This window comes from Halorubrum wangae (assembly GCF_051194135.1).
Lineage (GTDB): Archaea > Halobacteriota > Halobacteria > Halobacteriales > Haloferacaceae > Halorubrum.
This window is the reverse complement of the sequence record NZ_JBLZNH010000002.1, coordinates 393,624-418,685: the sequence shown is the minus strand read 5'-3', so window position 1 is coordinate 418,685 and position 25,062 is coordinate 393,624. Positions and strand designations below refer to the sequence as shown.

Sequence of the window (25,062 nt, the reverse complement as noted above, 5' to 3'; positions counted from 1 at the left end):
CGTCAGTCACCCCCCGCGAACGGCGCCAGTTCGTCCACGACCGCGCCCATTCCGTCTCCGTCGTCCGGGGAGACCATCGTCGCTTCGCGCTCCGACTTTCCCTTCGGTATCGGGTCCACGCCCGCGACGATCGTCGGCGACCCGTCGAGTCCGATGAAGTCCGGGTCGAGGTTGAGATCCATGTGATTCCACGTCGTGAGGACCTCCTCGTACGCCTCGGCGCGCTCGGTCGTCTCCTCGCGGAGGTCCCTGTACCGGAGCCGGTGTGCGGCCTTCCGGTAGCTCGGCTCGAACTCCGGGTCGGTGACGACCATCGCGGGGAGATCGGTCTCGACGGTCTCGATCTCCGCCACGTCGCCCTCGACCAATCGCTTCGCGCGGAGCGTCCCCGCGTCCAGGTCGACGTCGAGCGCGACCGCGTGAGTGATGAGCGACCGGTCGGGTAACTCGTCGTTCATGTGGTGACACCAGGTTGTCTGCGGCCCGGTGTGGCCCGTCTCCCCGTCGGCCGTTTTGAAGCCGGCGACGACAAGTTCCGGCTCGGGCTCTATCTTCGAGAGTCCCGTCGTGACGGTGATCGAGGTCGCCCAGGTGTCGGCCGCGGCCATCTCCCTATCGGAGAGAAGATACAGATCGTCGGCATACACCTCTCGCATACCCTCTCGGAGGACCTCCTCGTACCCCGGCGGCCCCATGCTCAACAGGGAGACGGTGCCGCCGTGACGCACCTTCTCCTGAAGCGCCGCCCGCAGAGCGACCTTGTCGTTCGGATTCATCACCGTGGGTGTTTTTCCGCGCTCCAAGTGGCCGTGTTCATCGAACGCCACCTTCCCCTCGCGGAAGTCCGGGACGCCTTTGGTCAGTACAACTGTGTGCATAGTTACCTTTCCTCGCCCTCCAGATTATCACGATTCCTAATAGTCCTTTCTCTCAAATTACACGTCCTCGCGGAGTTCGGCGCGGGCGCAGTTCAAATTCCGATCGCGTTCCGAGCGATCGCCGATCGAACGGGCAAGACGCCCCGTTCGGAAGGGGTCGAAACGGTGTCTTCGGACGGACCGTGAGGAGAAGGGCGACGGGGATCGGTCTCGGAGCGACGGTGGTGCGCTCGCGCTCAGATCCGACCCGCCCGACCGGGGTCGACGTCGATCGCGTCGACCGGACACACGTCGACACAGAGCATGCAGTCGATACACTGGTCTTCGTTGGTGGGGTTCGCCTTGATCTCACTCTCGGGGTGGCCGGGCGTGTCGACCCACTCGAACACGTCGACCGGGCAGTCCTCCAGACACGCGCCGTCGGCCAGACAGATGTCGAAGTCGACGGCGACGTGGGTGCCGCGGATCCCCTGCTTCTCGGGCGGTTCGACGGGTCCCCACACCGCCACGCCGTTCTCCTCACCGACCTGTTCGCGGTTTTCCTCGAAGTTCGGGTCGATGGCCATATGTATGTAATCTTCCCGCTCTCGGTACATAAACTCGGCGGCAGGTGGAGCGACACCGCCGAACGGGAGCCGACCGCGCGTCGAGGAAACCGGTGGAACGGCGCGACGACGCTCCGCTTACGATCCGTTCTGCGGGCGAATCGGGGGCAAATTCACGGGTGCGCGTAGTAGGTGACGAGGTCCTCCTCGCCGGTCGGGCCGTTCGCCTCGTCGGTCGGCTCGGGGTCGAAGTCGTCGATACGGGCGAAGCCGACGCGCTCGAACTGAACCAAGTCGTCGACGTCGGCGTCCGCGACCGCTGGTTCAGCGAACCCGCGCACGTCGCCGTCGACCGCGCGCAGGAGCGTCTGCAGGCTCTCGTCCGCGGGAACCCAGTGGATCACGTCGACGTCGCCGTCGCGGACGACCTCGATGTCGTCGCCGACGTACTCGAACGCGTCCCGAGTGTATCGGACGCAGCCGAACCCTTTGAGCCAGACGCGGTCGCCGCGCGCGGGAAGGTCTGACTCCTCGATCAGCACGCGCCCGGCGGGGACCGTACGGGTGCCGCGGTCCTCGTGGTCCGGGTGGAGCGGCGGGTGACCGGCGTCGGGACCGCCGGCCACGTCGAGCGTGACGGCCGGGTCGTCCTCACGGTCGCGGACCAGGAAGTACCGGTCCGCGTCGTCGTCGACCAGGTCACGGTTGTTCGCGTACACCGATGACATCGCGAGGTCGACGTCGGAGGTGGACATCCCCAGTTCAGTCATCGAATCGACGAGCGCCTGCCCGCGAATGCCGCGGCGGCGCATCGACCGGATCGTCGGCGCGCGCGGGTCGTCCCAGCCGGTCAACTCGCCGTCGGCGATCAGCTGCTTGATCGTCGACGTGGAGAGCTTCACGTCGTACTCGTCGACCTGGACGTGACCCCAGTGGAGCACCTCCGGGTACTCCCAGCCGAAGTAGTCGTAGACGAAGCGCTGGCGCTTCGCGGAGTCCTGCAGGTCGATGCCGCGGATGATGTGGGTGACGCCCGTGAGGTGGTCGTCGACGCCTGACTGGAAGTCGAGCATGGGCCAGCAGCGGTAGTCGGCGGCCACCTCGCGCGGGTGCGGTGTGTCGATCATGCGGAAGGCGACCCAGTCGCGCAGCGCGGGGTTCTTGTGCTCGATGTCGGTCCGCACGCGGAGCACCATCTCGCCGGCGCCGTACTCGCCGTCGATCATGGCATCGAACTCCTCGTGGACCGCCTCGGTGTCCTTCTCGCGGTGCGGGCACGCCTCGCCGTCGTTCTTGAGCGCGGAGAAGGTCTCTCCGGAGCACGAGCAGGTGTACGCGCCGCCGGCGTCGATCAGGTCGCGGGCGTGCTGGTAGTAGGTGTCGAGTCGGTCGGACGCCTTCAGCACGCGGTCGGCCTCGAAGCCGAGGTACGCGATATCCTCCAGGATGGCGTCGTACGCGTCGAGGTCGGGCCGTTTCGTCTCCGGGTCGGTGTCGTCGAACCGGCAGATGAACTCGCCGTCGTACCGCTCCTTGTACGTCCCGATCACCGCGGGCATCCGGGCGTGACCGATGTGCCACGGCCCGTTCGGGTTCGGCGCGGCGCGCATCACGACCTCGCCGTCCTCGGCGTTCGGGAGGTCGGGGAGGACGTGGTCGTCCGACTCGTCTTCGGCGTCCAGTTCGGCGAGCTTGTCGGGCGCGAGTTCGCCGAGCCGCTCGCGGCGCTCGGCCTCGTCCATGCCGGCGACCCGATTCACGACCGGGGCGACGACGCCGGGGATCTCGTCGCCGTGCGGTCGAAACTCGGGGTTCTCGCCCATGAGCGGGCCCATGATGGCGCCCACGTCCGGGTCGCTGTCGTGTTTGAGCGCGTTGAACAGCGCGGCGGCCTCGCCGGCCGCCTCGACGCGCTCGCGGAGTTCGTCGTCCATGCCAGTCGGTTGTCGGGGCGGCTCAAAAACGCCGCGGAACGGCGGCCTACGGGAGGAGCTGCGAGCCGGTTGCGGCGGGAACCGTGCCGGAGTCGCGCCGTGGGCCGCCGCGGGGTCCGCGGGTAGGGGTGGCCAAGTGCAGCACGTGGACTGACTTAAACGGCCGAGACCGTTCACAGCGGAAGCGAGACGAGAGCGGGCCGAACGGCCCGTAAACGGTCGAGACGCTTACAAATTCCGAACGAGTTACGTCGTCGGATCGCCGCGGTTCGTCGCCTTGATACCGCGTCGCGCCGTGAACACCGTATGAACACGGGAGCGATTCGGTGCGCCTTCCGTCCCGCGGGGGGACCGGTGTGGTAGGCCCCATGTCGGACGCGGAGCGCGACGCCGGAAACCGCAAGATCAAGGCCGGCTTCCTCTTGCTCGTCGCTGTCTCGCCGCCGCTCATCGCGTATCAGTGGGACGCGACGCCGACGGAACTGCTCGCCGCTTTTGGCGTCGGCCTCGTGCTGGGTGCGCTGCTCGTCTGGTATCTGGGACGCCTCGCCGCCGAGTTCACCGGCAGCGGACGGCGGTCGGGTCGGCGTCGGTAGGGGTCGCAAAAACGGGCCGGGGATGGTGGCGCCCGGACTCACTCGCCGTCCGGTGACGAGGGCGTCTCGGCGCCGAGGGTCACGACCTCGCCCGCGCGGTCCCCGGCGAGGGACCGGGAGGATGACAGCGGTGAGACGCTCACCTCGCCGTCAACCGCCGCGAGCCGATCCGATCCAGGATCGTCCGCGACGTCACCGCGGAGGAACTCCCGCCAGAAGCGGTCCCGGAGTTCCATCCCCATCTCACCGCGTCGCTCGCTGAATCCGCCTTCACCGGGGTGGCCCTCGCCCGGCCGGAACTCGATGACGTCGAAGCCGCGCGCGGGCTCCGTCAGCCGGTAGGTGGGGTCGGCGGCGGTCTCGTCGTCGGCCGCCGGCGCGTTGACGTTCAGCACGTCGGCGCCGAACGGGAGCCTGATCGGCTCATCGCCTTCGCCGTCCTCGGCGCGGTCGAGGAGGTTGAGCGTCGCCTCGGCGGCGAGCGCGAAGTCGCCGCGCTCGAGCGTCGGTGGGACCGGGAGATTTCCGCGGTCGTACAGCGAAACGGCGATCGCCGGCGTCCCGAGGAAGGCGGCCTCCATGGCGGCGCCGACGGTACCTGACTGCCCGAGGATGTGCGCCCCGATGTTCGGGCCGTGATTACAGCCGGAGACGACGACGTCCGGGTCGAGGTCGAGCGCCACCTCGGCGACGGCGACGCAGTCGGCGGGCGTTCCCTCGACCGCGTAGCCGGCGTCCGTCTCGCTGTACGTTACGGTGGTCTCCCACCACGAACGGGTGCCGCCGACCCCGGACTGGTTCTGCTTCGGCGCGACCACCGTGACGTCGTGATCGCGCGCGAGCGCGTCGGAGAGTGCCCGGAGCCCGACGGCGTCGATACCGTCGTCGTTGGTGAGGAGGATCTCGCGAGTCACGGACAACACTGCGGCGGGGGGCGACAAAACGTCGCCGGTAGTGGGCGGTCGTTACAATCGGAAAACGGCGGAGGACGGCGAATAGCATCGGGCGAGGAAGCCGACGCGGGAACCGGCGGGCGTCGGGCCGGGTGGTACTCAGCGGCGGTCAGCCGGGCGAGTCGGGCGTGGGATGGATGCGAAGACGGTTCGGGGACGGCGGTCAGTCCGCGGTGACGTGCGGGGTCGGCTCCGCGAGGTCGAGCACCTCGTCGAAGAAGCCGAGCGAGTCGTGCGGACCCGGGTTCGCCTCGGGGTGGTACTGGCGCGTGATGACGTCGAGTTCCTCGCTGTCGAGCCCCTCGACGGTATCGTCGTTGACGTTCACCTGCGTCACCTCCAGCGGGCCGGTGTCGTCGACCGTGTAGCCGTGGTTCTGAGTGGTCATCACGACCTTCTCGGTGCGGAGGTCCTTGACGGGCTGATTGACGCCGCGGTGACCGAACGCCATCTTCTCGGTCGAGCCGCCGAGCGCGCTCGTGATGACCTGCTGACCGAGGCAGATGCCGGCCATGGGCAGTTCGCCGGCGAAAGCGTCGACGACCGCCTGCGCGTCGACGAAGTTTTCCGGGTCGCCCGGGCCGTTCGAGACGAAGAGCACGTCGGGGTCGACGGCCGCCACGTCATCGGGGGTGGTGTCGTACGGGAGGACGTGGACGTCCGCGCCGCGCTCGGTGAGCGAGGAGATGATCGAGCCCTTGGCGCCGCAGTCGAGCATCGCGACCGTGGCGGCGCCGCCGCCCTCGTAGACGGTCGGCTCCGTCACGGACACCTGCGCGCCGATGTCGGTGTGCTCGCTCATCGGCTCGCACGCCTCCATCTCGGCGACGGCGTCTTCGGGAGTCGCGTCCGGCCCGGCGGCGATCCCGCAAGCCATCGCCCCCTCTTCGCGGACGGTCGTGACGATCTCGCGGGTGTCGACGTGGTCGACGGCGGGCACGTCCTCGTCGGCGAGCCACTCGGCGACGTCGTCGGTCAGTTCGCGGGCGATCGCTGCGCGGGGCTGGACCGATTCGGACTCGAACCGCTCGCTTCGGACGCCGTAGTTCCCGATCAGGGGGTACGAGAAGGTGAGAATCTGTTCGGCGTAGGAGGGGTCGGTGAGCGACTCCTCGTATCCGGTGTACGCGGTCGTGAACACCAGTTCGCCACGAGTGCGCCCCGGTGCACGGGCGCGCGCTTCGAGCACGCGTCCGTCAGCCAGCGCGATATAGGCGTCCGACATTACGATAAACGTACGCTCTAAGAGTATTAAATGCGTCGTTCGTAGTTACGTTACGATATTCGTAACGGGTAAGTCGACGGGGAGAGCACAACGGGTATGGACGACCTCGACCGCCGGATTCTCTCGATCCTGCGCCGGGACGCGCGAACCCCCTACACCGAGATCGCGGATCGGGTCGGTACCTCGGAGGGGACGGTTCGCAACCGCGTCGACCGCATGACCGAGGAGGGCGTCATCGAGCGGTTCACCGTGACGACTCGCACCGGCAACGTGAAGGCGATGATCGAGATTTCGGTGGAGATGAACGTCGACACCGCCGGCGTCGGCGAGCGCATGGTCGAGTGGGACGAGGTGGACTTCGTCTGGCAGGTGTCCGGCGAGGACGATATCGTTCTCGTGGTCGACGCCGTCGACACGCGCGCCGTCAACGAACTGATCTCGCAGGCCCGCGAGATGGACGAGGTGAAGTCGACGAAGACGCGGCTCATTCTGGACGAGCGGCTCGGGTGACCGGTCGGAGCGCCGAGGGGCGTTCGGTTCGGTCGCGACGGTCGGAGGCGCCGTCGCTATCTGGTCGAAATACGTGAAAACGTTCGAATCGAAGGATCGGGGTCCGCGTCCCGCCGGACGAGAGCGTCGACCGGAGCGCGTCTATTCGAGCGTGCCCTGGGTGACGAGGGTGTCGTCCTCCAGGTAGTGCTCGATGTGGTGGCCGTGCTCCTCGACGTCCATCAGGATGTCGCGGAGCTGTTCCTCGGTGTTGTAGTCGCCGAGGTTGTTGGCGAGCTGGATGTGCTCGCGGAGCATCTCGGTGATGTCGCCGAACATCTCGAGGTCGTGCTCCAGCGAGGTGCGAATGTCGTAGGCGTCGGCGTCCTCTGGACTCACCGGTGCGTGCTCTTCGTAGTTCGCGCCGCCCGACAGCGGTACGCCGCCGAGGGCCTGCGCGCGCTCGGCGATCACGTCCGCGCCCTCTTCGAGGTCGGCCGCCACCTCGCCGAGGTAGACGTGAATGTCGCGGAACTCGGCGCCCTCGACGAGCCAGTGGTGCTTTTTGACCTGGTGGTAGAGGACGTACGTCGCCGCGAGGTCGGTGTTGAGCGCGTCGACGAGCTGTTCGGCCTTCTCTTCGGGAACGCGGAGCGCTTCGCTTTCGTGAACGTCTCCGTAGCGCTGACGAGCCTCTTTTTGCGTACTCATGTCTACCGCTACATACGCGCGTTACCCATATAAATGCTCCCACTATAGCAACCAGAGTTTTAGATGTGAGAATATAATTTTGCTATTTGCGCAGGTGAACGCCGATCTGACCGGTCGATGAACGCGTGTCGGCCCGTCGTCGCGGGCGGCGTCGGCGTCGGCCGCCACGGGGCGCGGCGGTCGGCGTGGCTCCGGCGACACCGTCGACCGGCCGGCGCGCTCGAAGGGAAACGTCTTAATGGACTACGCGCGCAGTCTGTGGTGTATGAGCAACGGCGACGACGACCCGGCCGACGCCTCCGAGGAGGCCGACGCCGCGGACGACGCGGAGGAGGCGGGCGGCGCCGGCGAGTCGACGGACCCGGCCGCCGCGCCGACGCTTCCCGACGAAGCGACCGAGGAGTCACTCAACGAGTACCTCGACGAGATCGCGGCGCTCCTCGACAACGCCGAGACCGAGGCCGACCTCGACGACGTCGACGCGCTCCTCGACGACGCCGAGGCGGGGATCGAGGAGGCCGACCTCCCCGAGCCCGACGAAGACGACGAGGACGCGGACGATCCTCGTGGCGACCTCGAAGACCGGGTCGCGGAGCTTCGGGACGCCGCCGAGGAGGCGCGCGGCCCGTACGCCCAAGACGTCGTCGACGCCATCGAGAGCGCCGGAGCGACGCTCGAGGAGACCGAGTGGACCGTCGCCGGGATCGACGACGCCGCGGTGGCGGTGACGGCCTTCGTCGAGGCGGCCGCGGACGCGGTCGACGACGGGGTCGACGCGGACGCGATCGAAGCCGACCTGGAAGGCATCGAGGCGGCGGCCGACGACGTCGAGACCGACGCGGAGAGCGGAGACGACACCGCGGCCGAAGACCCGATCGCCGCTCTCGTCGCCGCCCTCGACGCCGTCGCTGCCGGCGTCACGGAGGCCGACCTCGACCCCGACGACGACGCGGAGACGATCGCGGCGCTCGTCGAGGCGACGGACGACCTCGAGGCGGGGCTCGACGACGCCGAGGAGTGGGACGACCTCGAAACCCACGAACAGCTCCGCGCACAGGGATTCTACGACGTGCTCGGCCACTACAAGGACTTCCCGGTGGAGTGGTCGGCGCTCAAAGAACACGAGTCACGCGGCAACGTGGACATGATCCTGCTCGCGCTCGACTCGCTCACCTCCGACTTCATGGAGCGCCACTGCCTGGAGGCGTTCGAACGCATGGGGAAGCGCGGGAAGACCGAGGCGTCGGTCGAGGAACTGCTCGGACGCGCCGAAAAGCGCGACCAGTTCTCGATCCGTATCCTCGGGAAGATGGCCGCGTCGGAGGCGATTGAGACCCTCGTGGAGTACGTGCCGGAGGACTCGAACCCGCAGCTCCAGAAGGCGACGTTCAAAGCCCTCGGCGAGATTGGCGCCGAAGAAGCAGTCCAGCCGCTCGCGGACGCGCTCGTCGGCGACGACACCGAAGAGCTGGTGCGCCCCCACGCGGCGCGCGCGCTCGGTCTCATCGGTGACACCCGCGCGATCAAGCCGCTCGCGGACGTCCTGGCCGATGACGACTCGGACGACGTTCGCGCCGCGGCCGGCTGGGCGCTCCGCCAGATCGGTACCCGCGACGCCCTCGAAACCGTCGCCGAGTACGCCGACGAACACTCGTTCATCGTCTCGACCGAAGGGGAGAAGGCCCAGCGGTCGCTCGACGCGGCGTCGGCCGCGGCCTGACGCGTCGCGCGCACGCCTTCACTTTTTCTGTGATACCGCGGGAACCCCCTCCGTGTCGTCCGCATCGTCCCGCACTGCGAGCGCACCGGTTCCGAGCATCGCGGCCACAAGCGTCGTCGCCGTCGCGCTCGGCGTCCTCGTCCTGACGTTCGCCGCACCGGTCGCGACCGCAAGTAGCGCCCAGAGCGGGGCCGCCGTCGTCGATGTCGACGCAGAAGGGGTTGACGGACAGACGACCGACGGCCCGGAAAATCGGACACTCGTGTCGGAGCAGCCCCGTATCGTCGAGTTGTTTCCGAACCCGACGGCGGCGGAGAATCGCGGCGAGTACCTCGTCGTCAGACTGCCCGAGCGCGGGAACTGGTCGCTCTCCGACGGCTACCACGAGGCGGCCATTCCGGCGAACGCGAGCGGCGTCGTCGCGCTCTCGATGGACCCCGCGAACACGACTGACTTACTCGACGACGAGGCGGCGGGCGCCCCCTACGGGCCGACGGACCTCCGCGCGCTCGACGACTACTTCCCCCTCTCGGCGTCCGGTGATCGGATCGCGCTCCGCCGAAACGGGACGGCGGTCGCCGTCGTCGACTACGACCGGGCGCCCGAGGGACACCGCTGGCGCGCGGAGTGGGGAGAGTGGCGACCGCGGGGCTACGAGCCGCGCTCGGCGGTCCGAACGACGAACGCGACCGTGCGACCGTTCGTCCTGCCGGACAGTCCGGGGATGCCGGTCGAGCCGCTTCGAGGCGCCGAGGACAGACTGCTCCTCGCCGGGTACACGCTGGGCTCCGAGCGCGTCGCCGACCTGCTCGTCGCCGCGGCCGACCGCGGCGTCGAAGTGCGCGTCCTCGTCGAGGGGTCGCCGGTCGGCGGGTTCTCCGCGCGGAGCGCGCGACTCCTCGATCGGATCGCCGCAGGTGGTGTCGAGGTGCGCGTTCTCGACGGCGACCCCGAACGGTTCCGCTTTCACCACGCCAAGTACGCCGTCGCCGACGACCGCGCGGTCGTGCTCACGGAAAACTGGAAACCGTCCGGCACCGGCGGCCAGACCAACCGAGGGTGGGGCGTCGTCACCGGAACGCCGCGGTCAGCGACGACCGGGCGAACGACCGCCGACGACCTCGCCGCACTGTACCGTGCGGACGCCGCGGCACCCGACGCCCGGTCGTGGGCGGCGTTCCGCGCGGACACCGAGTTCCACGACGGAGGCGCGGCGAACGGTAGCTATCCGACCCGGTTCGAGCCGCCAGCCCCGAGGGCGGCGGACGTGGAACTCCTGACGGCCCCCGGCAACGGCGCCGACCGACTAGTCGCGCGGATCGACGCCGCGGACGACCGGGTGCTGGCGCTGGTCCCGCGGACCGGCGGCCCTGATAATCGCCTCGTTCGCGCGCTGCGGCGGGCCGCCGACCGCGGCGTCGATGTCCACCTGCTGCTGTCGGACGCATGGTACGATCGGGAGGAGAACCGCGCGCTCGTCGAGGCGCTCGCGGACGAATCCGTCTCGGTGGCCGTCGCGGAGCCGCGGGGCCGATACGGAAAGGTCCACGCGAAGGGCGTCGTCGTCGACGACACGGCGATCGTCGGGAGCCTCAACTGGAACGCCGGCGCGGCGACGGAGAACCGGGAGGTGCTGCTCGCGATCGAAGACGAGGCTGTCGCGGATTTCTACGCTCGCGCGTACGCGGCCGACTGGCGCGGCGGCGGGGTCCACCTCCCGGTCGGGCTCGCGGGCGGTCTCGCGGTCACGCTCGCGGGAGCAGGCGTCGTCGCCCGGCGGGAGGTGACGTTCACGTGACGGACCGTCCGGAACGGTAGCGTTCGCGTGACGAGCCGACGGAGGGCGGCAGGAATGAGGTGCTCAGTCGTCGATCACGGCGGTCGACGAGAGCGCCTCGTCGATCTCGGCGCCAGCCATCTTCTCGATGAGGGCCTCGATGACGGCGCTCCGGCGACCCTTCACGAACTTGATGGAGCCGACGACGAGGTGACCGCCGCCGGAGACGCCAGCCTCCGGGAGCTCCTCGTTCAGTTCGGTCACCATGTTCGGGATGTCGAGGCGGACCCCGTCGGACCGGAGCACGCAGAAGTCCGGCCCGTAGCCGATCGTGATGACGGGGTCGCCAGTCTCCCGCACACGGGTGTCGTGGAGTTCGCCGGTCGTCTTCCCGGGCGCCGGGTAGGTGAACCGGTGGGCGTACTCGTCGAGGTCGATCCGGTAGAGGTGCGCGCCCGAGGCGAGCCGCTCGTGATCGACGTGGTCGTCGAGCGCGTCGAGCTGTCGTTGGACGTCTCGTTCGGCGCGTTCAGAGAGGAACTCGACCAGCTCCTCGTGGCGGGCCTCGTCCTCACAGCCGACGTTCAACGCGTCGTTGACGAGGGTCTTCCCCTCGGAGTAGCGCAACCAGTGGGCGGCGTAGTCGAGCGCCTCACCGATGTCGAGCAGGTCGGACTCGTCGTAGCCGGCCGCCTCGGCGAGCGCGACGTAATCGTCCATCGCCTCCGCCTTCGAGCGGTCGGAGAGCCCGGCGACCGCCGGGACGTGTTCGAGCTCTTCGGTGATCGACGGGTCGATCAGGCGCGCGAGTTCGACGCACATCATCCCCGTGGTGACCCGGTAGTCCTCGCCGTGGAGGTACGGGTTGACGTGAGCGTCGAGCAGCGGCTCGACCGCGTCGGGGTCGGGGTGGTGGTGGTCGACGACCGCGATGGGGATGTCGTAGTGCGCGAGGTTCTCGTAGGCGGGAACGTCTTCCTCGGTCGACCCGTTGTCGAGCATCAGCAGGAAGGGGAGCTTCTGGCCGTGGCGGGCGCGCCCCTCCAGCGCGAAGTTCAGGTCGCGAGTGACGTCCTCCATCTCGTAGTAGGGCGCCTTGCTCGGGAGGCGCTTGAACAGGTGTCGCGCCGCGTCGGCGTCCTCGTGCACGTCGCGAACGAAGTTCTCCAGGGCGAGCTGAACCGGAATCGCCGCGCACATCCCGTCGCCGTCGGCGTGGTGGCGGACGCGGATCGGACGCCCGGCGAGCACGGTACGACGGAGCAGGCGGGCCATCTCGCGGAGGTCCTCGTGGATCGGTTCGAACGCGTCCCACTCGACGAGGGGGTCGAGGTCGGCGGGCTCGGCGCGCTCATCGAGGGCGGCCTCGAACCGCTCGCGAGCCTCGGCGGCGTGCTCGTCGGGCAGCCGACGCAGCGAATCGACCTCCAGCTGGAGCGCGTTCTCGCGGGTCTCGACCGTCCCGCTGACGTGGACCATGTCGCCGACGGCGACCTCGGGGTACGCGCGGACGCCGGCCTCTTCGAAGGCCGCACAGGAGACGACGCCGGAGGCGTCGGCGACGGCGAATATCGTCGGGCCGCCGGTCTGTTTCGCCTGAACGACCTCGCCCTCGACGGTCACCTCGTCGCCCGGGGAGAGCCCGCGGACGCGCGAGACGGTGGGCTCGTGGGCGACCGTCTCGGTGCGGTAGTCGTCGACGACCTCGTCGTCGAACGCGACGTCACCGTTCTCCTTCACCTCGGTCAGGCGGACGACGAGCCGGTCGCCGACGTCGTATTCGCCGTCGAGGTTCGACTCGTGGACGAGCCCCGACAGGGCGTCGGAGACGTCGACGAAGACGCCGTAGTCGACGACGCCGTTGACCGTGGCGTGGTACAGCGCGTCGACCTCGGCGTCTTCGAGGGTGCAGTCGGGTGCCAGGTCGTAGACGGTCGGCCGGTCGTCGGCCGTCCCCTTCGCCGCAGCGGCGTCGGGTTCGGGGCTCGAATCGCCCCGCATGCCGGAATCCCCGGCAGAGTTCTCGCTCATGCAGACCCATCGGGAACGGCCGGTGTTAAGCCTGTTCTCTCGCGTCTCTGCGCGTCTCGACCCGATGGATGCGGGGCCGCCGTCCGCCGGTCCGGAACCCCTATGGGGCGACGGCGCCTTCGCTCGCGTATGCGACTGTTCCGCTCGGACGAACTCCTCGGTATCGCCCGAGAGACGATGGAGTTCGTCCTCGAGGCGAGCGAGGAGACCCATCCCAACGAGTACATGGGGTTCCTCCGGGCGGACGACGCTCGGAAGCTCGACATCGACCGGGACGGGCAGGTAATAACCGACGTGCTCGTCATCCCGGGAACGGAGTCGAGTCCGACGAGCGCGAGCGTTCGGACGCACATGAAGCCGAACGACATGCGCGCCGTGGGATCGGTCCACTCCCACCCGAACGGGGCGCTCCGGCCGAGTACGGCCGATCTCGCGACCTTCGGACAGGGAAAGGTCCACATCATCGTCGGCGCCCCGTACGGGTGGGGCAACTGGAAGGCGTTCGACAACGAGGGGAACCAAACGACCCTCGAGGTCCTCGACGTGGAGATACCCGACGAGCACTTCTTCGATTTCACCCAGGAGGATATCGACGGTGAACTCGTCGAGGAGCGCCGCGAGGACGGCGGCTTCCTCTCGTGGTTCCGATGACGCGGGTCGTCGCGCAGGGGACCTTCGACCTGCTCCACCCCGGACACGTCCACTACCTCGAGGACGCGGCGACGTTCGGCGACGAACTCCACGTCATCGTCGCCCGTCGCACCAACGTCACCCACAAGCCCGAGCCGATCCTCTGTGCCCGCCAGCGGCGGGACATGGTGGCCGCCCTCGACGCCGTCGACGGGGCGCACCTCGGCGACCCGGAGGACGTGTTCGTACCGATAGAGCGGCTCGATCCGGACGTGATCGTGTTGGGGTTCGACCAGCACCACGACGAGGCGGGAATCGCCGAGGCGCTCGCGGCGCGAGACATCGACTGCCGAGTCAAGCGGGCGTCGGGACGCGAGCCACGGTACGACGACGAACTGCTCTCCAGCGGCGACATCGTCGACCGCATCCTCCGACGGCGCAGTGCGAGCGAGGCTGGCAAGACCGCCGACGCGTCTCGTGACGGCGGCGAACGGGGATAGATTCGGAGGCGACACCCGCGTACGGACCGGATCCACTGAAGCGCGGGACATATATGGATCCGTTCCCAAACTCACGTAAGTGACGATACCCGATCGATTCCCCGCGGTCCTTTCGGCGACGGCGATAGGAGTGTACCTCCTGCTCGTCGTCGGGGCCACGACCTCGCTCACGGAGGCCGCGGCCGCCTGTTCCGGGTGGCCGCTCTGCGGCGGCGGCGCGGTGCTCCCCGCAGAGAGCGCCGGCTGGGTGGCGCTCGGCCACCGAGCGATAGCCGCCGTCGTCGGCGTCCTCGTGGCCCTGTCGGTCGCGCTCGCGTGGATCGACGGCGCGAGCCGCCGGGTCAAAGCCGCCCTCGCGGTCTCGCTCCTGCTGTTCCCGGCGCAGTCCGCCGTCGGCGCGCTTGTCGCCGTCGGCGAGCTTCCGGCCGCGCTCGGGCCGGCGCACCTCCTCCTCGGCGTGACCATCTTCGGGTCGGTGCTCGCCGCGCTCGCGTGGTGGCTCGAGGCCGAGACCGGCTCCCCGGACGACAGCGCGGTCGACTTTCAGCCGGGAACCGACGACCTTCCGCCGGTCGAGGAAGCGCCGGAACCCGATATCCCGACCGCGACGGTGCCGCGACTCCGGGCCACCGCGGCCGCCTACTTCCGACTTATGAAGCCCCGCCTGATGTGGCTGCTCTGTCTCGTCGCCGCCGCGGCGATGGCGCTCGCCGGCGGACAGGGGTTCACCCCGTACGTCGTCGGCGCGACGCTTGCCGGCGGCGCGCTCTCTATCGGGGCGTCCGGGACGTTCAACCACGTGTTCGAGCGCGACATCGACAAGCGGATGCAGCGCACCAACGACCGTCCGCTGGCGACCGACCTCGTCCCGGTGCGCAACGCGCTCGCGTTCGGACTCCTGTTGGCGGCGGTCTCCCTCGGCCTCTTCTGGACGGTGAACCCCCTGACCGCGGCGCTCGGGCTGGTCGCGATCCTGTTCTACAGCGTCGTCTACACGCTCGTTCTGAAGCCGAACACGGTGCAGAACACTGTCATCGGCGGCGCGGCGGGCGCGCTTCCGGCGCTCATCGGCTGGGCGGCGGTGACGAGCGAAGTCGGCGGGGGCGGACTGCTGCTCGCACTCGTCATCTTCCTGTGGACGCCCGCGCACTTCTACAACCTCGCGCTCGCGTACAAGGACGACTACGAGCGCGGCGGGTTCCCGATGATGCCGGTCGTCCGCGGCGAGACGGCGACGCGCCGCCACATCGTCTGGTACCTCGGTGCGACGCTCGTCGCTGCGGTCGCGCTCGCAGTAGTCGCCGAACCGCTCGGCGCGCTCTACGCCGCCGTCGGCGTCGCGGTGGGCGCGGTGTTCCTGTGGATGGTCGTCCGGCTTCACTACGAGCAGACGGAGGCGGCGGCGTTCCGCGCGTTCCACGCGTCGAACGCGTACCTCGGACTGCTCCTGTTCGCCGTCGTCTTCGACGCGCTCGTGGTCTGACGGGCATGACGCTGGCGTACGCGGCACGTTTTTAAGGTCGTTCGACCCGAAATCGGAACCGTATGACCCGAGTCGATATCGAGTACTGCGTACCGTGTGGGATGTTGAATCGCGCTCAGGACGTTTCGGAAGCGCTGTTGAAGCAGTTCGGCGAGGAGCTCGACGAGGTCGCCATCGTGACGGGCGACGACGGCGTGTTCGTCGTCCGCGCCGACGGCGAGGTCGTCTTCGACAAGACCGAGGACGCGTACGACGTCGACGCCATCGTCCGGGCCGTCAGGCCGCACGTCGGCGCCGCCGCGTAAGTAGCGTCACTCGCTTTTGTATACGGCTCGCGCGGAGTTTGTCACCACGAGGATGCTGCTCGTCGCCATCGCCAGCGCGGCGAGAAGCGGATTGAGCACGCCCGAAATCGCCATCGGAATCGCCACCGCGTTGTAGACGAACGCCCAGCCGAGGTTCTGTTTGAGGCGACGATTCGTGCCGCGCGTGACCGCGAACAGCTCCGGAATCGCGGAGAGTCGGTCCTCCAAGAGGACGGCGTCGGCGGCGTCGGCCGCCAGATCGGTCCCGCTCGCGACCGAGACGCCGAGGTCGGCTGCGGCGAGCGCCGGCGCGTCGTTGCTCCCGTCGCCGACCATGGCGACGCATTCTGTCGCCGCGAGCCGTCGCACCGTCTCGGCCTTCGCTTCCGGCGGTACCTCCGCGAACGTCTCGTCGATCGCAGGGTGCTCCTCGAACTGCCGGGCGGCGGCGGCCGAGTCGCCGGTGAGCACCACGACGCGTCGCCCGTCGGTAGCGAGGTCGGTGACGACGTCCTCCCACCCGTCGCGGACTTCGTCTCCGACGACGAGAACCCCGGTGACCGATCCCGCCCACCCGACGAACACGGGGACTCGGCCGGCCCTACGGGCCGCGTCGGCTGCCGTCTCCAACGACGAGGGGACGGTCCACGCCTCGTCCTCGAACAGCGACCGATGGCCGACGACGACCTCGTCGCCGTCGACGCGACCCGTGACGCCTCGGTCCGAGACGGTCACGTCCGTCGCCGAGCAGCCGAGTGTACCCTCCGATTCGGGTGTCCGAGGACCGTCTCGGTCGGGATCGGCCGCCACGCCGCCATCGGTCGCGGGCTTCGCGGAGTCTCCGCCATCGGTCGCGGGCCTCGCGGCGCCTCCGTCATCGCCTGTGACGCCGCCAACGATCGCCTCGGCGACCGGGTGAATCGAGGCTCGCTCGACCGCCGCCGCCAGGCGACGCACCTCCTCGGGCGAGGCGCCGTCGGTGACGGTGTCGAGCAGCCGCATCTCGCCGTCGGTGAGCGTGCCCGTCTTGTCGAGCACGACGGTGTCGACGTCGGCCGCCTCCTCGAAGACGGCGTCCGAGACGATCACGATGCCGCGGCGGGCCGCGTCGCGGATCCCGGCAGCGATCGCGAGCGGCGTCGCGAGCCCGAGCGCGCACGGGCACGAGACGATGAGGACCGTGAGCCCGACCAAGGCGGCGTCGATCGGGGTCGATCCGAGCGCGAAGGTCGCGGCCGCGCCGAGGACAGCGACCGCGACGACGAGCGGGACGAACGCTGTCGCGAGCCTGTCGACGAGCCGCTGGACCCCCGACCGCGAGCTCTGGATTTCCCACAACAGCCGGACCAGCGTGTCGAGCGTGCTCGTCGCGTCCTCGCCGACGGCGACGACGACCGGCGCGTCGGTGACGACGGTCCCGCCGCGGACCGCGTCGCCCTCGCGCTTCGTCGCGGGGAGCGACTCGCCCGTGACGAGCGCCTCGTCGACCGCGGCGGTCCCCTCGACGACCGTCCCGTCGAAGGGGACGCGCTCGCCGGGCCGCACGAGGAGCCGGTCGCCCGGCTCGACCGCGTCGGCCGTCAGAGACTCCCCGTCCTCGGTGCGGACCGTCCGATCGCCGACGGTCGTGAGGTCGGAGAGCATCCCGGTCGCACGGCGTTTGATGATCGACTCGTAGTGGCTGCCGGCGGTGACGACCAAGATGACGGCGATCGTCACGTCGAAGTAGAGGTCGGTGCGACCGACGAGCAGGGCGAGCGTGCTGTACGCGTACGAACTGGCCGCCGCCAGCGACACCAACAGGTCCATGTTCGGCCGCCGTGCGCGGAGGCTGACGTACGCGCCCCGCAGGATCGGGTAGCCGGTATAAAAGAGGACGATCGAGGCGAACACCCATATCTGCGCAAACAGGTAGGTCCCCGACACGCCGCCGAGGTCGAGGATCGGCTCGTAGCCGAAGTAGGTCGGATACAAGAAGAGGACGTACCACAGCATCGCCATCATGCCGAAGAATCCGCCGCCGATAAGGAAGCGGGCGACCGCGACGTCGTCCCCGTCCGAGTCCGAGTCGGCGCGCTCGCTTGCGGTGTAGCCGGCGACCGAGAGCCGCTGGGGGAGCGCCTCGGCGCTCACGACATCGGGGTCGTAGTCGACGCGGATAGTGTCGGTGGCGTAGCTCGCCTCAGCGGCCGCGACCCCCGCCTGCTCGCCCGCGGTCAGTTCGAGGAACGACTCGCACGTCGCACAGTGCATCCCGTCGACGTGGAGGAACGTCGTCTCGCCGTCGAACGAGTCGTCCGGTTCCGCCTCGGGGCGCCGCTCCTCGAGGTCGCCGATATTCTCGAGATCGTCGACGTCGTCCAGCGAGCGAGCGACGGCGAGACAGCCGCGACAGCAGAACTCGCCGTCGACGTCGGGGGCGGCGTGGGGAGAGTCCCCCGTCGGGAGGTCACAGAGGGTACAGTTCGACATGGGTTCAACTCCGGCGCCCGGCAGACTGCACTACGCCTCCTCCGGATCGGCCGCGTCGGGTGCGGCCGATCCGGGGCGGAGGCGGCCGCCGGTCGCGACGCGGAGGCTGCCCCAGATAATCAGCACGTTCACGAGCGTCACGACGACGACTATCTCCGCCCGGTCGGCGAGGAACACCGCCGCCGGGATGAGCCCGCCCAACACGAGGAGGACGGCTTGCTGGAGTGAGAACTTCATACTGAGGATTCACGGCCCGTTGGGCATATATAACAGCCGTGTTTTCACCCCTCGGGAACGAATCGGCATTATATACCACTCAATCGATAACGGCGCCTATGGGCCAAAACCAAGCCGCACACGCATCGACGGACGATGTAAGCGGTGACGAGGAGTTCGATCCGATCGGAACCCTCACGCTCATCGGGATCTACTTCGTGATCCTGTTGCTCGCGTGGGTGTACATCTACTATATCGAATTTCTCGGCCGTGATCTGGTCGTCGTGGGGTGATCACGGATGCATATACACGCGTACGAGAAGCTCTGGCTCGCCGCCTCGATCCTGTTGATCCTGCTGCTCATCGGCTCGGTCACGTACGGTGCCGTGGGCCCCGGCGTCGCGATGGTCGCCGACAGCGAGCAACCAATCGACTCGCAGGGACTCGACGAGGACGAGCGGTTCTCGGAGCCGCGGGTCGAACAGGTCGGAGAGAACCACTACGCCGCCTACGTCGTCGCCTACCAGTTCGGCTTCGAGCCGAGCCCGATCGTCGTCCCCGAAAACAGCACGGTGACCTTTTATATCACCTCTCGCGACGTGATCCACGGGTTCGAGGTCGCCGGGACGAACGCCAACACGATGATCGTTCCCGGCGAGGTCTCCGAGATAACCGTCGAGACCGACGAGCCGCAGGAGTACGGCCTCATCTGTAACGAGTACTGCGGCGCCGGTCACCACGTGATGGAGGGGAAAGTCCACGTCGTCAGTCAGTCGGCGTTTGAGGAGCGGACGAGCGGAGGTGAGGACGAATGAGCGAAGCCATCGAGGCCGAGCAGTCGTTCGTCGACAAGTTCCCCGAGGAGGCGAGGCTCGTCCGCGCCGCCCTCCTCAGTTCATTCTTCGCGCTGGTGCTCGGCGCGATATTCGGGATCATCCAGACGCTGCACCGGACTGACGTGGCGCGGATCATCCCGTCGACCGACTACTACACCGTGTTGACCGCCCACGGCGTGTTCCTCGCGATCAGCTTCACGACCTTCTTCCTCGTGGGGCTGTTCACGTGGGCGCTGACCCGGAGCCTTGACCGACCGCTCGTGAACATCAAGATCACCTGGACGTGGTACGCGATCATGGCGGTCGGGATGACGATGACCGGCGTCTCGATCCTCGCCGGCTTCGTCGATACGATCGACATGAGCGCGGACGTCCTCTTCACGTTCTACGCGCCACTGCAGGCGCATCCGCTGTTTTACGCGGGACTCGCCGTGTTCATCGTCGGGTCGTGGATCGCCGGCGCCGACTGGTTCCGGACGTTCCTCGCGTGGAAGCGCGAGCACCCGGACGAGCGCATCCCGCTGCAGACGTTCATGGTGCTGACGACGATGGCGATGTGGTACATCGCCTCGTCCGCGGTGGCCGCGTCGGTGCTGTTGTTCTTACTCCCGTGGTCGCTCGGATTCATCGATCAGGTGAACCCCACGCTGACCCGGACGCTGTTCTGGTTCTTCGGCCACCCGGTGGTGTACTTCTGGCTGATGCCCGCCTACCTGCTGTGGTACACCGTCCTGCCGAAGATCGCCGGCGGGAGACTGTTCAGCGACCCGCTCGCGCGCGTCGTGTTCGTGCTGTTCCTCCTCCTCTCGACCCCGGTCGGCATCCACCACCAGTACCTCGACCCGGGGATCGCTGAAGGGTTCAAGTTCATCTCGATGACGAACACGATGTTCCTGCTGTTGCCGAGCCTGCTCACGGCGTTCACGGTCGTCGCGAGCGTGGAGTACGGCGCCCGCCAGCGCGGCGGGACCGGCCTCCTCGGCTGGCTCACCGAGCTGCCGTGGCGCAAGCCGGAGTTCACCGGGATGATGCTCGCGGGGCTGATGTTCGCCGCCGGCGGGTTCTCCGGAATGGTGAACGCCGGCATGAACATCAACTACATGATCCACAACACGATCTGGATCCCGGGCCACTTCCACCTCACCGTCGGCACCGCCGTGGCGCTCACGTTCATGGCGGCGACCTACTGGCTCTGGCCACAGATCTCCAACAAGCCGATCTACAGTCGGTCGATCGGGCTGTTCCAGGTCGTTCTCTGGTTCGTCGGCATGGCGCTGATGTCGAACGCGATGCACGCGCAGGGGATGATGGGTGTGCCGCGCCGGACCGCGGAGCCGGAGTACAACGGCTTCGATTACCCGGTGATGTTCGGCGGGTTCGAGGAGCTCAACGTCCAGATCGCCATCGGCGGGACGCTGCTGTTCATCTCGACGGTGCTGTTCATCGGGAACCTCGTGCTCACGATGGGGAACCCGAAAGTGTCCGGGCTCGCCGAGTCGCTGCCGCCGGCGCTGTCCGGCCCCGACGACGCGCCGCGCGTGCTCGACAGCCTGCGGCTCTGGGTGGGGATCGCAGTGACACTCGTCGTCCTCGCGTACGCCCTGCCGCTGGCAGCGATCATCAACCGCGGCGGACTGCTCGGCCCGGGCGTGGGCACGTATCCGGCGTGGGTCGCGCCGATGCTCGACGCGCTCGCGGGGGCGATGACCCCGCTCGTCGGCGCCGTCGGCGACGTGGTCGCCTCGCTCGTCGGGGTGGTCGGATGAGTCTCGACGTGACCCGCGGCGGGCTGCTCGTCGCGTTCGCTATCTTCGGCGTGATCGTCTACGAATTCCGAACGGTGCTCGACTTCGTCGGCGTCGAACTTCCGCTCCTCCCGTATATGGCGGCCGTGTTCGTGCTCGCCGGCGTGCTGTTGTGGGTCATCACGTTGATGGGCGGGTGGCGGACCGATCCCGAGAACGACGAACCGGCGTAGCGGCGGGATCGGTTCGATCGATCCCGGTCGTGCCGGTCCTCGGTATCGCCACGGTTATGTCCCTCTCGGACAATACCCAGTATGGAACGGACGCGCGTCGTGATCCGGTGTGGCGACTGCTCGCTCGAGGCGGAGCACGACCGGCTCTCGACGGCACGGACCGCGCTGGCGGACCACGAGTCGACGACCGGACACGCGGTTGCGTGGGACATCGAGTCGATCGCCGACGGGGTCTCACGGGCCGGCGCCGATGCCGGCGTCTGCGGCCGGCCGGAGTGCGCCAACGAGGACTCACCGCTCGTCGACCCCGGTCCGCCGGACCGATAACCCGGTGCGGGCGGTCGTCGGCCGCAACAAGCGGAGCAAGACCGGCTCTTTTCACCCCGGCGTGCGTCGATCGTTGCAGATGTCACCACAGACGGAGCAGTTGACGATCGGCGTGCTCGGCACCGCCGCAATCGCTCGCGAAGCCGTCGTCCCGGCGTTCGCGGCGAGCGACCACGTGGTCGGGGCGGTCGCCTCGCGCGACGCCGACCGAGCGGCGGCGTTCGCTGCGGAACACTCGATCCCCCGGAGCTACGGCTCCTACGAGGCGCTGCTCAAGGATGACGGGCTCGACGCGGTGTACGTGCCGCTCCCGAACGGGCTCCACGCCGAGTGGACGACGCGCGCGGCCGACGCCGGACTACACGTGCTCTGCGAGAAACCGCTCGCGGCCGACGCGGCGGAGGCGCGCGAGGTGGTCGACCGCTGCGAGGACCGCGGCGTCACCCTGATGGAGGCGTTCATGTACCGGTACCACCCCCGAACCGAGCGGGTCCTCGAACTCGTCGAGCGCGAACTGGACGACGTGCGCACGGTGACCTCGACGTTCCGGTTCCCGCTGTACGACCGACCGAACGACGTTCGCCTCGACCCGGCGCTGGCGGGAGGGTCGCTGATGGACGTCGGCTGTTACCCCGTCTCGCTCGCCAGGGCGGTGCTCGGCGAGCCTGACCGAGCGTACGCGCATACGAACGACACCCGAGGTGCCGGCGTCGACACGGAGCTCGCCGGTGTGCTGGAGTACGCCGACGGCCGATCGGCCCAGATCGCCTCCGGATTCGACACACAACTCGTGCAGCGGTACCGGATCGACGCGACGAACGGCTGGATCGAAGTCGAACGCGCGTTCGACGCGCCCGACGACGAGTCGGCGGAGTTGACCTACGAGATCGACGGACGACGCGGCGTCGAGTCGTTCGACCCCATCGATCAGTACCGAGTACAGGCGGAGCGCTTCGCCGAATGCGTCGCCGACGGGACCGCGCCCCTGACAGACGGCGAGGAAGCGGTCGCGAACATGCGAGTCATCGACGCACTCGCCGAGAGCGCTGCCGAGGGCGACGCTGTCGACGTGTTGTGAGCGGAACCGGTCGGCGTCGAACTGCTCGGCCTCGAACTGCTCGGCGTCTAACCGCCCGACAAGGCGTTCCGCTGCGAGCGAGCATTTATACCTGACTGGCACCAATAGTGTGTATAATGTCCAATACCACTGCCGAGCCGGACGGCGACGAAGGAGTCCGACGTCCGATGTCGCTCGCGGACGCGGACGCGCTCGACGCGTTCGTTGACGGGGCGGACGCCGCACTCGTCGAGTTCTACACCGACGGGTGCGGCATCTGTGCGAGTATGGAACCCGTTCTCGGGAACGTCGCCCGCGCGCTCGACGTCGACGTCGCCCTGATAAATCCGCGCGACGATCCGCCGCTCGTCGAGCGGTTCGACGTGCGAAGCGTCCCGCTGTTCGTGCTGTTCGTCGACGGGGAGCCGGTCGCGCGCCGCGCGGAGGGGTTCATCCCCGGCGACGACCTGAGCGCGTGGATCGAGGCGCACGCGGCGTGAGGGGACGCGTCGGGACTGACGGCGCTCTGCGACGATAATCGCGAAAAGACGTGGTCGACCGCCGACCGCAGTCGGTTTCTTTTACAGTCGACCGACGTTCTCGACGGCGACGGACTCGACGCCGTCGACCTCGGCGAACGCCTCTTCGACGGCCTCGGTGCCGCCGGCACCGTCGGGGACGATGACCGTGGGCAGGAGGGCGACGAGACCGAACGCGACGTCGTCGCGCTGGAAGCCGCGGATCTTCGCGCCCTGCGGGAGCGACTCCTCCAGTCGGTCCTGCAGGTCGTCGAGGTCAACTTCGGGGCTGTTCGGCATGACCTTGATTTTGGCGGCGACGTCTCCCATATTAGGGACCTCGGAAGCCACAGTCGTGGCACTCGTAGAGGTTACTCTGCTTCCGGCACTTCGAGCACCGGTGGATCGTCGCTCCGCAATCCGGGCAGGAGAACCGCGCGGCGTTCATCCCGGCCACTTGAATACCACAGGAGACACACTGTCGGGTGCCCTGCGTTTCACTTTCGCTCATACACTGAATGACCACCGCGCGACTTTTAACCGTTGTTCTTTGCAGTCGACGGCGAAGCGCGGCCTGCGCCGCGGTACCCCAGCGCTCGTACCTGAAACGATGACGACGGAGAGCCGAGAAGCGAAGCCGGTGCTCAGCCGACTATCAGCGGGCCGATGAGCACGCCCATCAGGTGGACGCGGCGAGCACCGAGACGGGGCGGAACGAGCCCCAGTCCGCCGGCGACGACGAAGACGCCGACGCCGAACGCCCCCGCGAACAGGAACGAGACGCCGGCGAGCAGTGAGAGCACGCCGAGCGACAGGCGGGTGTAGTCGGCGTTTCCGACGACGCGGAGGTACGCGTCGCCGACGAGCAGGACGAGGGCGAAGCCGCAGGCTGCCGCGACACCGGCCGCAACGAGGAGAATAGGGAGTGCGAAGGGGACGCCGGCGCGGTCGATGGCCACCGTGACGCCCGTTCGGGGCGTCCCGAGCGCGACGAGCGCGAACAGCGCGAATATCGTGTTCGCCGTGTTGGCGCCGCTCGTGGCGACGACGAACCCGCGGTCCGACTCCTCGCGCGGGACGACGGGCATCGCGGCGACGGCGGCGATGGCGGCGGAGACGCCTGGGACGTAGCCGACCACCGCGCCTGCGACCGATCCGGCTCCGGCGCTCACGCCGAGGTCCCGGTGACCCATCGCGATCCGCGCGTCGGCCTGCGGCGGGACGCCCTCGCCGCCGAGTGCGTCGACGAGCACGGGCGCACCGAACAGTCCGGCGAACAGCGGGGCAAGAACGCCGCCGGCGTCGAGCGGCGCTGCGGGGTCGACGTCGAGCGTCGCCAGTCCGAGCGCGGCGCTGGCGAGAAAGGCGACGACACCACCGACGGCGGCGCGTTTCGACGACTCGGTCACGACGAGGAACGCGACGACGACGCTCAAAAGCAGCGGGAGGTGCGTCCGAACCGTCGGGTAGCCGCGCATCATGACCCACGTAATCGGCACGGCGAGGGGGACCGCGAGCGCGACCGCCAGCCCGGAGCCGACAGCCGAGAGCCGGATCGCCTCGCGTCCGCGCCCGGCGATTACGAGCCTGTGGCCCGGCAGCGCCGCGACCGCCGTCGCCGCGTCGGGCACGCCGAGCGCGAGCGCCGGGACGATGTCGAGGAAGGAGTGAACCACGCCCGCGCCGAGCATCGCGATACCGACGAGCAGCGGATCGGCGGGAACAGACGGTGCCAGTCCCGCAAGCAGCAGCGCGAAGTTGTTCGCGTGGAGCCCGGGGACCAGTCCGCTCGCGGTGCCGAGCGCCGCGCCGCCGCTCAGAAACGCGAGCGCGGCGGCCGCGAACGTCGGGTCGACGACCGGGCGGACGAGGGCGTCCATC

27 protein-coding genes are annotated in these 25,062 nt (G+C 68.6%); 15 read left to right on the top strand and 12 right to left on the bottom strand.

All coding sequences use genetic code 11. The features are described 5' to 3' along the window. Nucleotides 1-2: 2 nt before the first annotated feature. From ACNS84_RS07335 to ACNS84_RS07325, 3 genes are all read right to left on the bottom strand, one after another. Complete coding sequence (locus ACNS84_RS07335) at nucleotides 3-878, bottom strand: electron transfer flavoprotein subunit beta/FixA family protein (protein WP_435074189.1); 876 nt, start codon at nucleotides 876-878, stop codon at nucleotides 3-5. A 236-nt stretch (nucleotides 879-1,114) separates the two neighbouring features. After that, nucleotides 1,115-1,444 (bottom strand): 4Fe-4S dicluster domain-containing protein, encoded by a 330-nt coding sequence (locus ACNS84_RS07330; protein WP_435074188.1) that lies wholly within the window; start codon nucleotides 1,442-1,444, stop codon nucleotides 1,115-1,117. 152 nt (nucleotides 1,445-1,596) lie between these two features. Then, nucleotides 1,597-3,357 (bottom strand): glutamate--tRNA ligase, encoded by a 1,761-nt coding sequence (locus tag ACNS84_RS07325; protein ID WP_435074187.1) that lies wholly within the window; start codon nucleotides 3,355-3,357, stop codon nucleotides 1,597-1,599. 356 nt (nucleotides 3,358-3,713) lie between these two features. Between ACNS84_RS07325 and ACNS84_RS07320 the strand changes: the two genes are divergently transcribed. Beyond that, on the top strand, nucleotides 3,714-3,953 hold the full coding sequence (locus ACNS84_RS07320) for a DUF8527 family protein (RefSeq protein ID WP_496923250.1): 240 nt from the start codon (nucleotides 3,714-3,716) through the stop codon (nucleotides 3,951-3,953). Nucleotides 3,954-3,991: 38 nt separating this feature from the next. On the opposite strand, the gene surE is transcribed toward ACNS84_RS07320, so the two are convergent. Beyond that, nucleotides 3,992-4,867 (bottom strand): 5'/3'-nucleotidase SurE, encoded by an 876-nt coding sequence (gene surE / locus ACNS84_RS07315; RefSeq protein ID WP_435074186.1) that lies wholly within the window; start codon nucleotides 4,865-4,867, stop codon nucleotides 3,992-3,994. Nucleotides 4,868-5,069: 202 nt separating this feature from the next. Then, nucleotides 5,070-6,131 carry a glutamine-hydrolyzing carbamoyl-phosphate synthase small subunit gene (carA, locus tag ACNS84_RS07310; protein WP_435074185.1) on the bottom strand — a complete coding sequence of 354 codons (1,062 nt, stop codon included), beginning with the start codon at nucleotides 6,129-6,131 and terminating at the stop codon, nucleotides 5,070-5,072. Nucleotides 6,132-6,227: 96 nt separating this feature from the next. Here carA and ACNS84_RS07305 point away from each other — a divergent pair, with 96 nt between their 5' ends. Then, the gene (locus ACNS84_RS07305; RefSeq protein ID WP_435074184.1) at nucleotides 6,228-6,641 is read left to right on the top strand and encodes an Lrp/AsnC family transcriptional regulator; all 414 of its coding nucleotides are present in this window, start codon (nucleotides 6,228-6,230) and stop codon (nucleotides 6,639-6,641) included. Between the two features lie 141 nt (nucleotides 6,642-6,782). Here the strand turns inward: ACNS84_RS07305 and dpsA are convergent, their stop codons facing one another. Continuing rightward, complete coding sequence (dpsA, locus tag ACNS84_RS07300) at nucleotides 6,783-7,331, bottom strand: DNA starvation/stationary phase protection protein DpsA (RefSeq protein WP_435074183.1); 549 nt, start codon at nucleotides 7,329-7,331, stop codon at nucleotides 6,783-6,785. Nucleotides 7,332-7,596: 265 nt separating this feature from the next. Between dpsA and ACNS84_RS07295 the strand changes: the two genes are divergently transcribed. Together ACNS84_RS07295 and ACNS84_RS07290 are read left to right on the top strand one after the other, a co-directional pair. Further along, a complete protein-coding gene (locus ACNS84_RS07295) occupies nucleotides 7,597-9,051 on the top strand; it encodes a HEAT repeat domain-containing protein (protein ID WP_435074182.1) in 1,455 nt (484 codons plus the stop codon). 52 nt (nucleotides 9,052-9,103) lie between these two features. Continuing rightward, nucleotides 9,104-10,849 (top strand): phospholipase D-like domain-containing protein, encoded by a 1,746-nt coding sequence (locus ACNS84_RS07290; protein ID WP_435074181.1) that lies wholly within the window; start codon nucleotides 9,104-9,106, stop codon nucleotides 10,847-10,849. Between the two features lie 63 nt (nucleotides 10,850-10,912). On the opposite strand, the gene han is transcribed toward ACNS84_RS07290, so the two are convergent. Beyond that, complete coding sequence (gene han / locus ACNS84_RS07285; RefSeq protein ID WP_435074180.1) at nucleotides 10,913-12,859, bottom strand: Hef-associated nuclease; 1,947 nt, start codon at nucleotides 12,857-12,859, stop codon at nucleotides 10,913-10,915. Between the two features lie 129 nt (nucleotides 12,860-12,988). Between han and ACNS84_RS07280 the strand changes: the two genes are divergently transcribed. From ACNS84_RS07280 to ACNS84_RS07265, 4 genes are all read left to right on the top strand, one after another. Continuing rightward, nucleotides 12,989-13,510 (top strand): Mov34/MPN/PAD-1 family protein, encoded by a 522-nt coding sequence (locus ACNS84_RS07280; RefSeq protein ID WP_435074179.1) that lies wholly within the window; start codon nucleotides 12,989-12,991, stop codon nucleotides 13,508-13,510. After that, a complete protein-coding gene (locus ACNS84_RS07275; protein WP_435074178.1) occupies nucleotides 13,507-13,989 on the top strand; it encodes an FAD synthase family protein in 483 nt (160 codons plus the stop codon). The genes ACNS84_RS07280 and ACNS84_RS07275 overlap by 4 nt, the downstream gene beginning before the upstream one ends. 79 nt (nucleotides 13,990-14,068) lie before the next feature. Then, nucleotides 14,069-15,472 carry a heme o synthase gene (locus ACNS84_RS07270; protein ID WP_435074177.1) on the top strand — a complete coding sequence of 468 codons (1,404 nt, stop codon included), beginning with the start codon at nucleotides 14,069-14,071 and terminating at the stop codon, nucleotides 15,470-15,472. Nucleotides 15,473-15,534: 62 nt separating this feature from the next. Further along, nucleotides 15,535-15,777: an Rdx family protein gene (locus ACNS84_RS07265; protein ID WP_435074176.1), complete on the top strand. Its 243-nt coding sequence runs from the start codon at nucleotides 15,535-15,537 to the stop codon at nucleotides 15,775-15,777. Nucleotides 15,778-15,783: 6 nt separating this feature from the next. Here ACNS84_RS07265 and ACNS84_RS07260 read toward each other — a convergent pair whose 3' ends face one another. Beyond that, entirely contained in the window at nucleotides 15,784-18,249 is a 2,466-nt protein-coding gene (locus tag ACNS84_RS07260) for a heavy metal translocating P-type ATPase (RefSeq protein WP_435074175.1), read from the bottom strand. Between the two features lie 30 nt (nucleotides 18,250-18,279). Next, nucleotides 18,280-18,486 (bottom strand): DUF8131 family protein, encoded by a 207-nt coding sequence (locus ACNS84_RS07255; RefSeq protein WP_435074174.1) that lies wholly within the window; start codon nucleotides 18,484-18,486, stop codon nucleotides 18,280-18,282. Nucleotides 18,487-18,584: 98 nt separating this feature from the next. On the opposite strand from ACNS84_RS07255, the gene ACNS84_RS07250 reads away from it, so the two are divergent. The 7 genes from ACNS84_RS07250 to ACNS84_RS07220 all read left to right on the top strand — a co-directional run bounded on the left by ACNS84_RS07250 (nucleotide 18,585) and on the right by ACNS84_RS07220 (nucleotide 23,163). Next, entirely contained in the window at nucleotides 18,585-18,758 is a 174-nt protein-coding gene (locus ACNS84_RS07250) for a hypothetical protein (protein ID WP_410286731.1), read from the top strand. Nucleotides 18,759-18,764: 6 nt separating this feature from the next. Next, nucleotides 18,765-19,280, top strand: coding sequence for a cytochrome c oxidase subunit II (locus ACNS84_RS07245; RefSeq protein WP_435074173.1), 516 nt, complete (start codon nucleotides 18,765-18,767; stop codon nucleotides 19,278-19,280). Further along, nucleotides 19,277-21,067 (top strand): b(o/a)3-type cytochrome-c oxidase subunit 1, encoded by a 1,791-nt coding sequence (locus ACNS84_RS07240; protein ID WP_435074172.1) that lies wholly within the window; start codon nucleotides 19,277-19,279, stop codon nucleotides 21,065-21,067. Before ACNS84_RS07245 ends, ACNS84_RS07240 begins: the two co-directional genes overlap by 4 nt. Then, nucleotides 21,064-21,279: a CbaC protein gene (locus ACNS84_RS07235; protein WP_435074171.1), complete on the top strand. Its 216-nt coding sequence runs from the start codon at nucleotides 21,064-21,066 to the stop codon at nucleotides 21,277-21,279. Before ACNS84_RS07240 ends, ACNS84_RS07235 begins: the two co-directional genes overlap by 4 nt. Nucleotides 21,280-21,360: 81 nt before the next feature. Continuing rightward, complete coding sequence (locus ACNS84_RS07230) at nucleotides 21,361-21,606, top strand: DUF7542 family protein (RefSeq protein ID WP_435074170.1); 246 nt, start codon at nucleotides 21,361-21,363, stop codon at nucleotides 21,604-21,606. Nucleotides 21,607-21,685: 79 nt separating this feature from the next. Then, entirely contained in the window at nucleotides 21,686-22,684 is a 999-nt protein-coding gene (locus tag ACNS84_RS07225) for a Gfo/Idh/MocA family protein (protein WP_435074169.1), read from the top strand. A gap of 116 nt (nucleotides 22,685-22,800) precedes the next feature. After that, nucleotides 22,801-23,163 carry a thioredoxin family protein gene (locus tag ACNS84_RS07220; protein WP_435074168.1) on the top strand — a complete coding sequence of 121 codons (363 nt, stop codon included), beginning with the start codon at nucleotides 22,801-22,803 and terminating at the stop codon, nucleotides 23,161-23,163. An 81-nt stretch (nucleotides 23,164-23,244) separates the two neighbouring features. Here the strand turns inward: ACNS84_RS07220 and ACNS84_RS07215 are convergent, their stop codons facing one another. From ACNS84_RS07215 to ACNS84_RS07205, 3 genes are all read right to left on the bottom strand, one after another. Then, entirely contained in the window at nucleotides 23,245-23,511 is a 267-nt protein-coding gene (locus ACNS84_RS07215) for an elongation factor 1-beta (RefSeq protein WP_435074167.1), read from the bottom strand. A 1-nt stretch (nucleotide 23,512) separates the two neighbouring features. Next, nucleotides 23,513-23,692, bottom strand: a complete 180-nt coding sequence (locus ACNS84_RS07210) for an HVO_2753 family zinc finger protein (protein ID WP_435074166.1) — start codon at nucleotides 23,690-23,692, stop codon at nucleotides 23,513-23,515. Nucleotides 23,693-23,825: 133 nt separating this feature from the next. Further along, nucleotides 23,826-25,061, bottom strand: a complete 1,236-nt coding sequence (locus tag ACNS84_RS07205; protein ID WP_435074165.1) for a tripartite tricarboxylate transporter permease — start codon at nucleotides 25,059-25,061, stop codon at nucleotides 23,826-23,828. Between the last annotated feature and the right edge of the window lies 1 nt (nucleotide 25,062).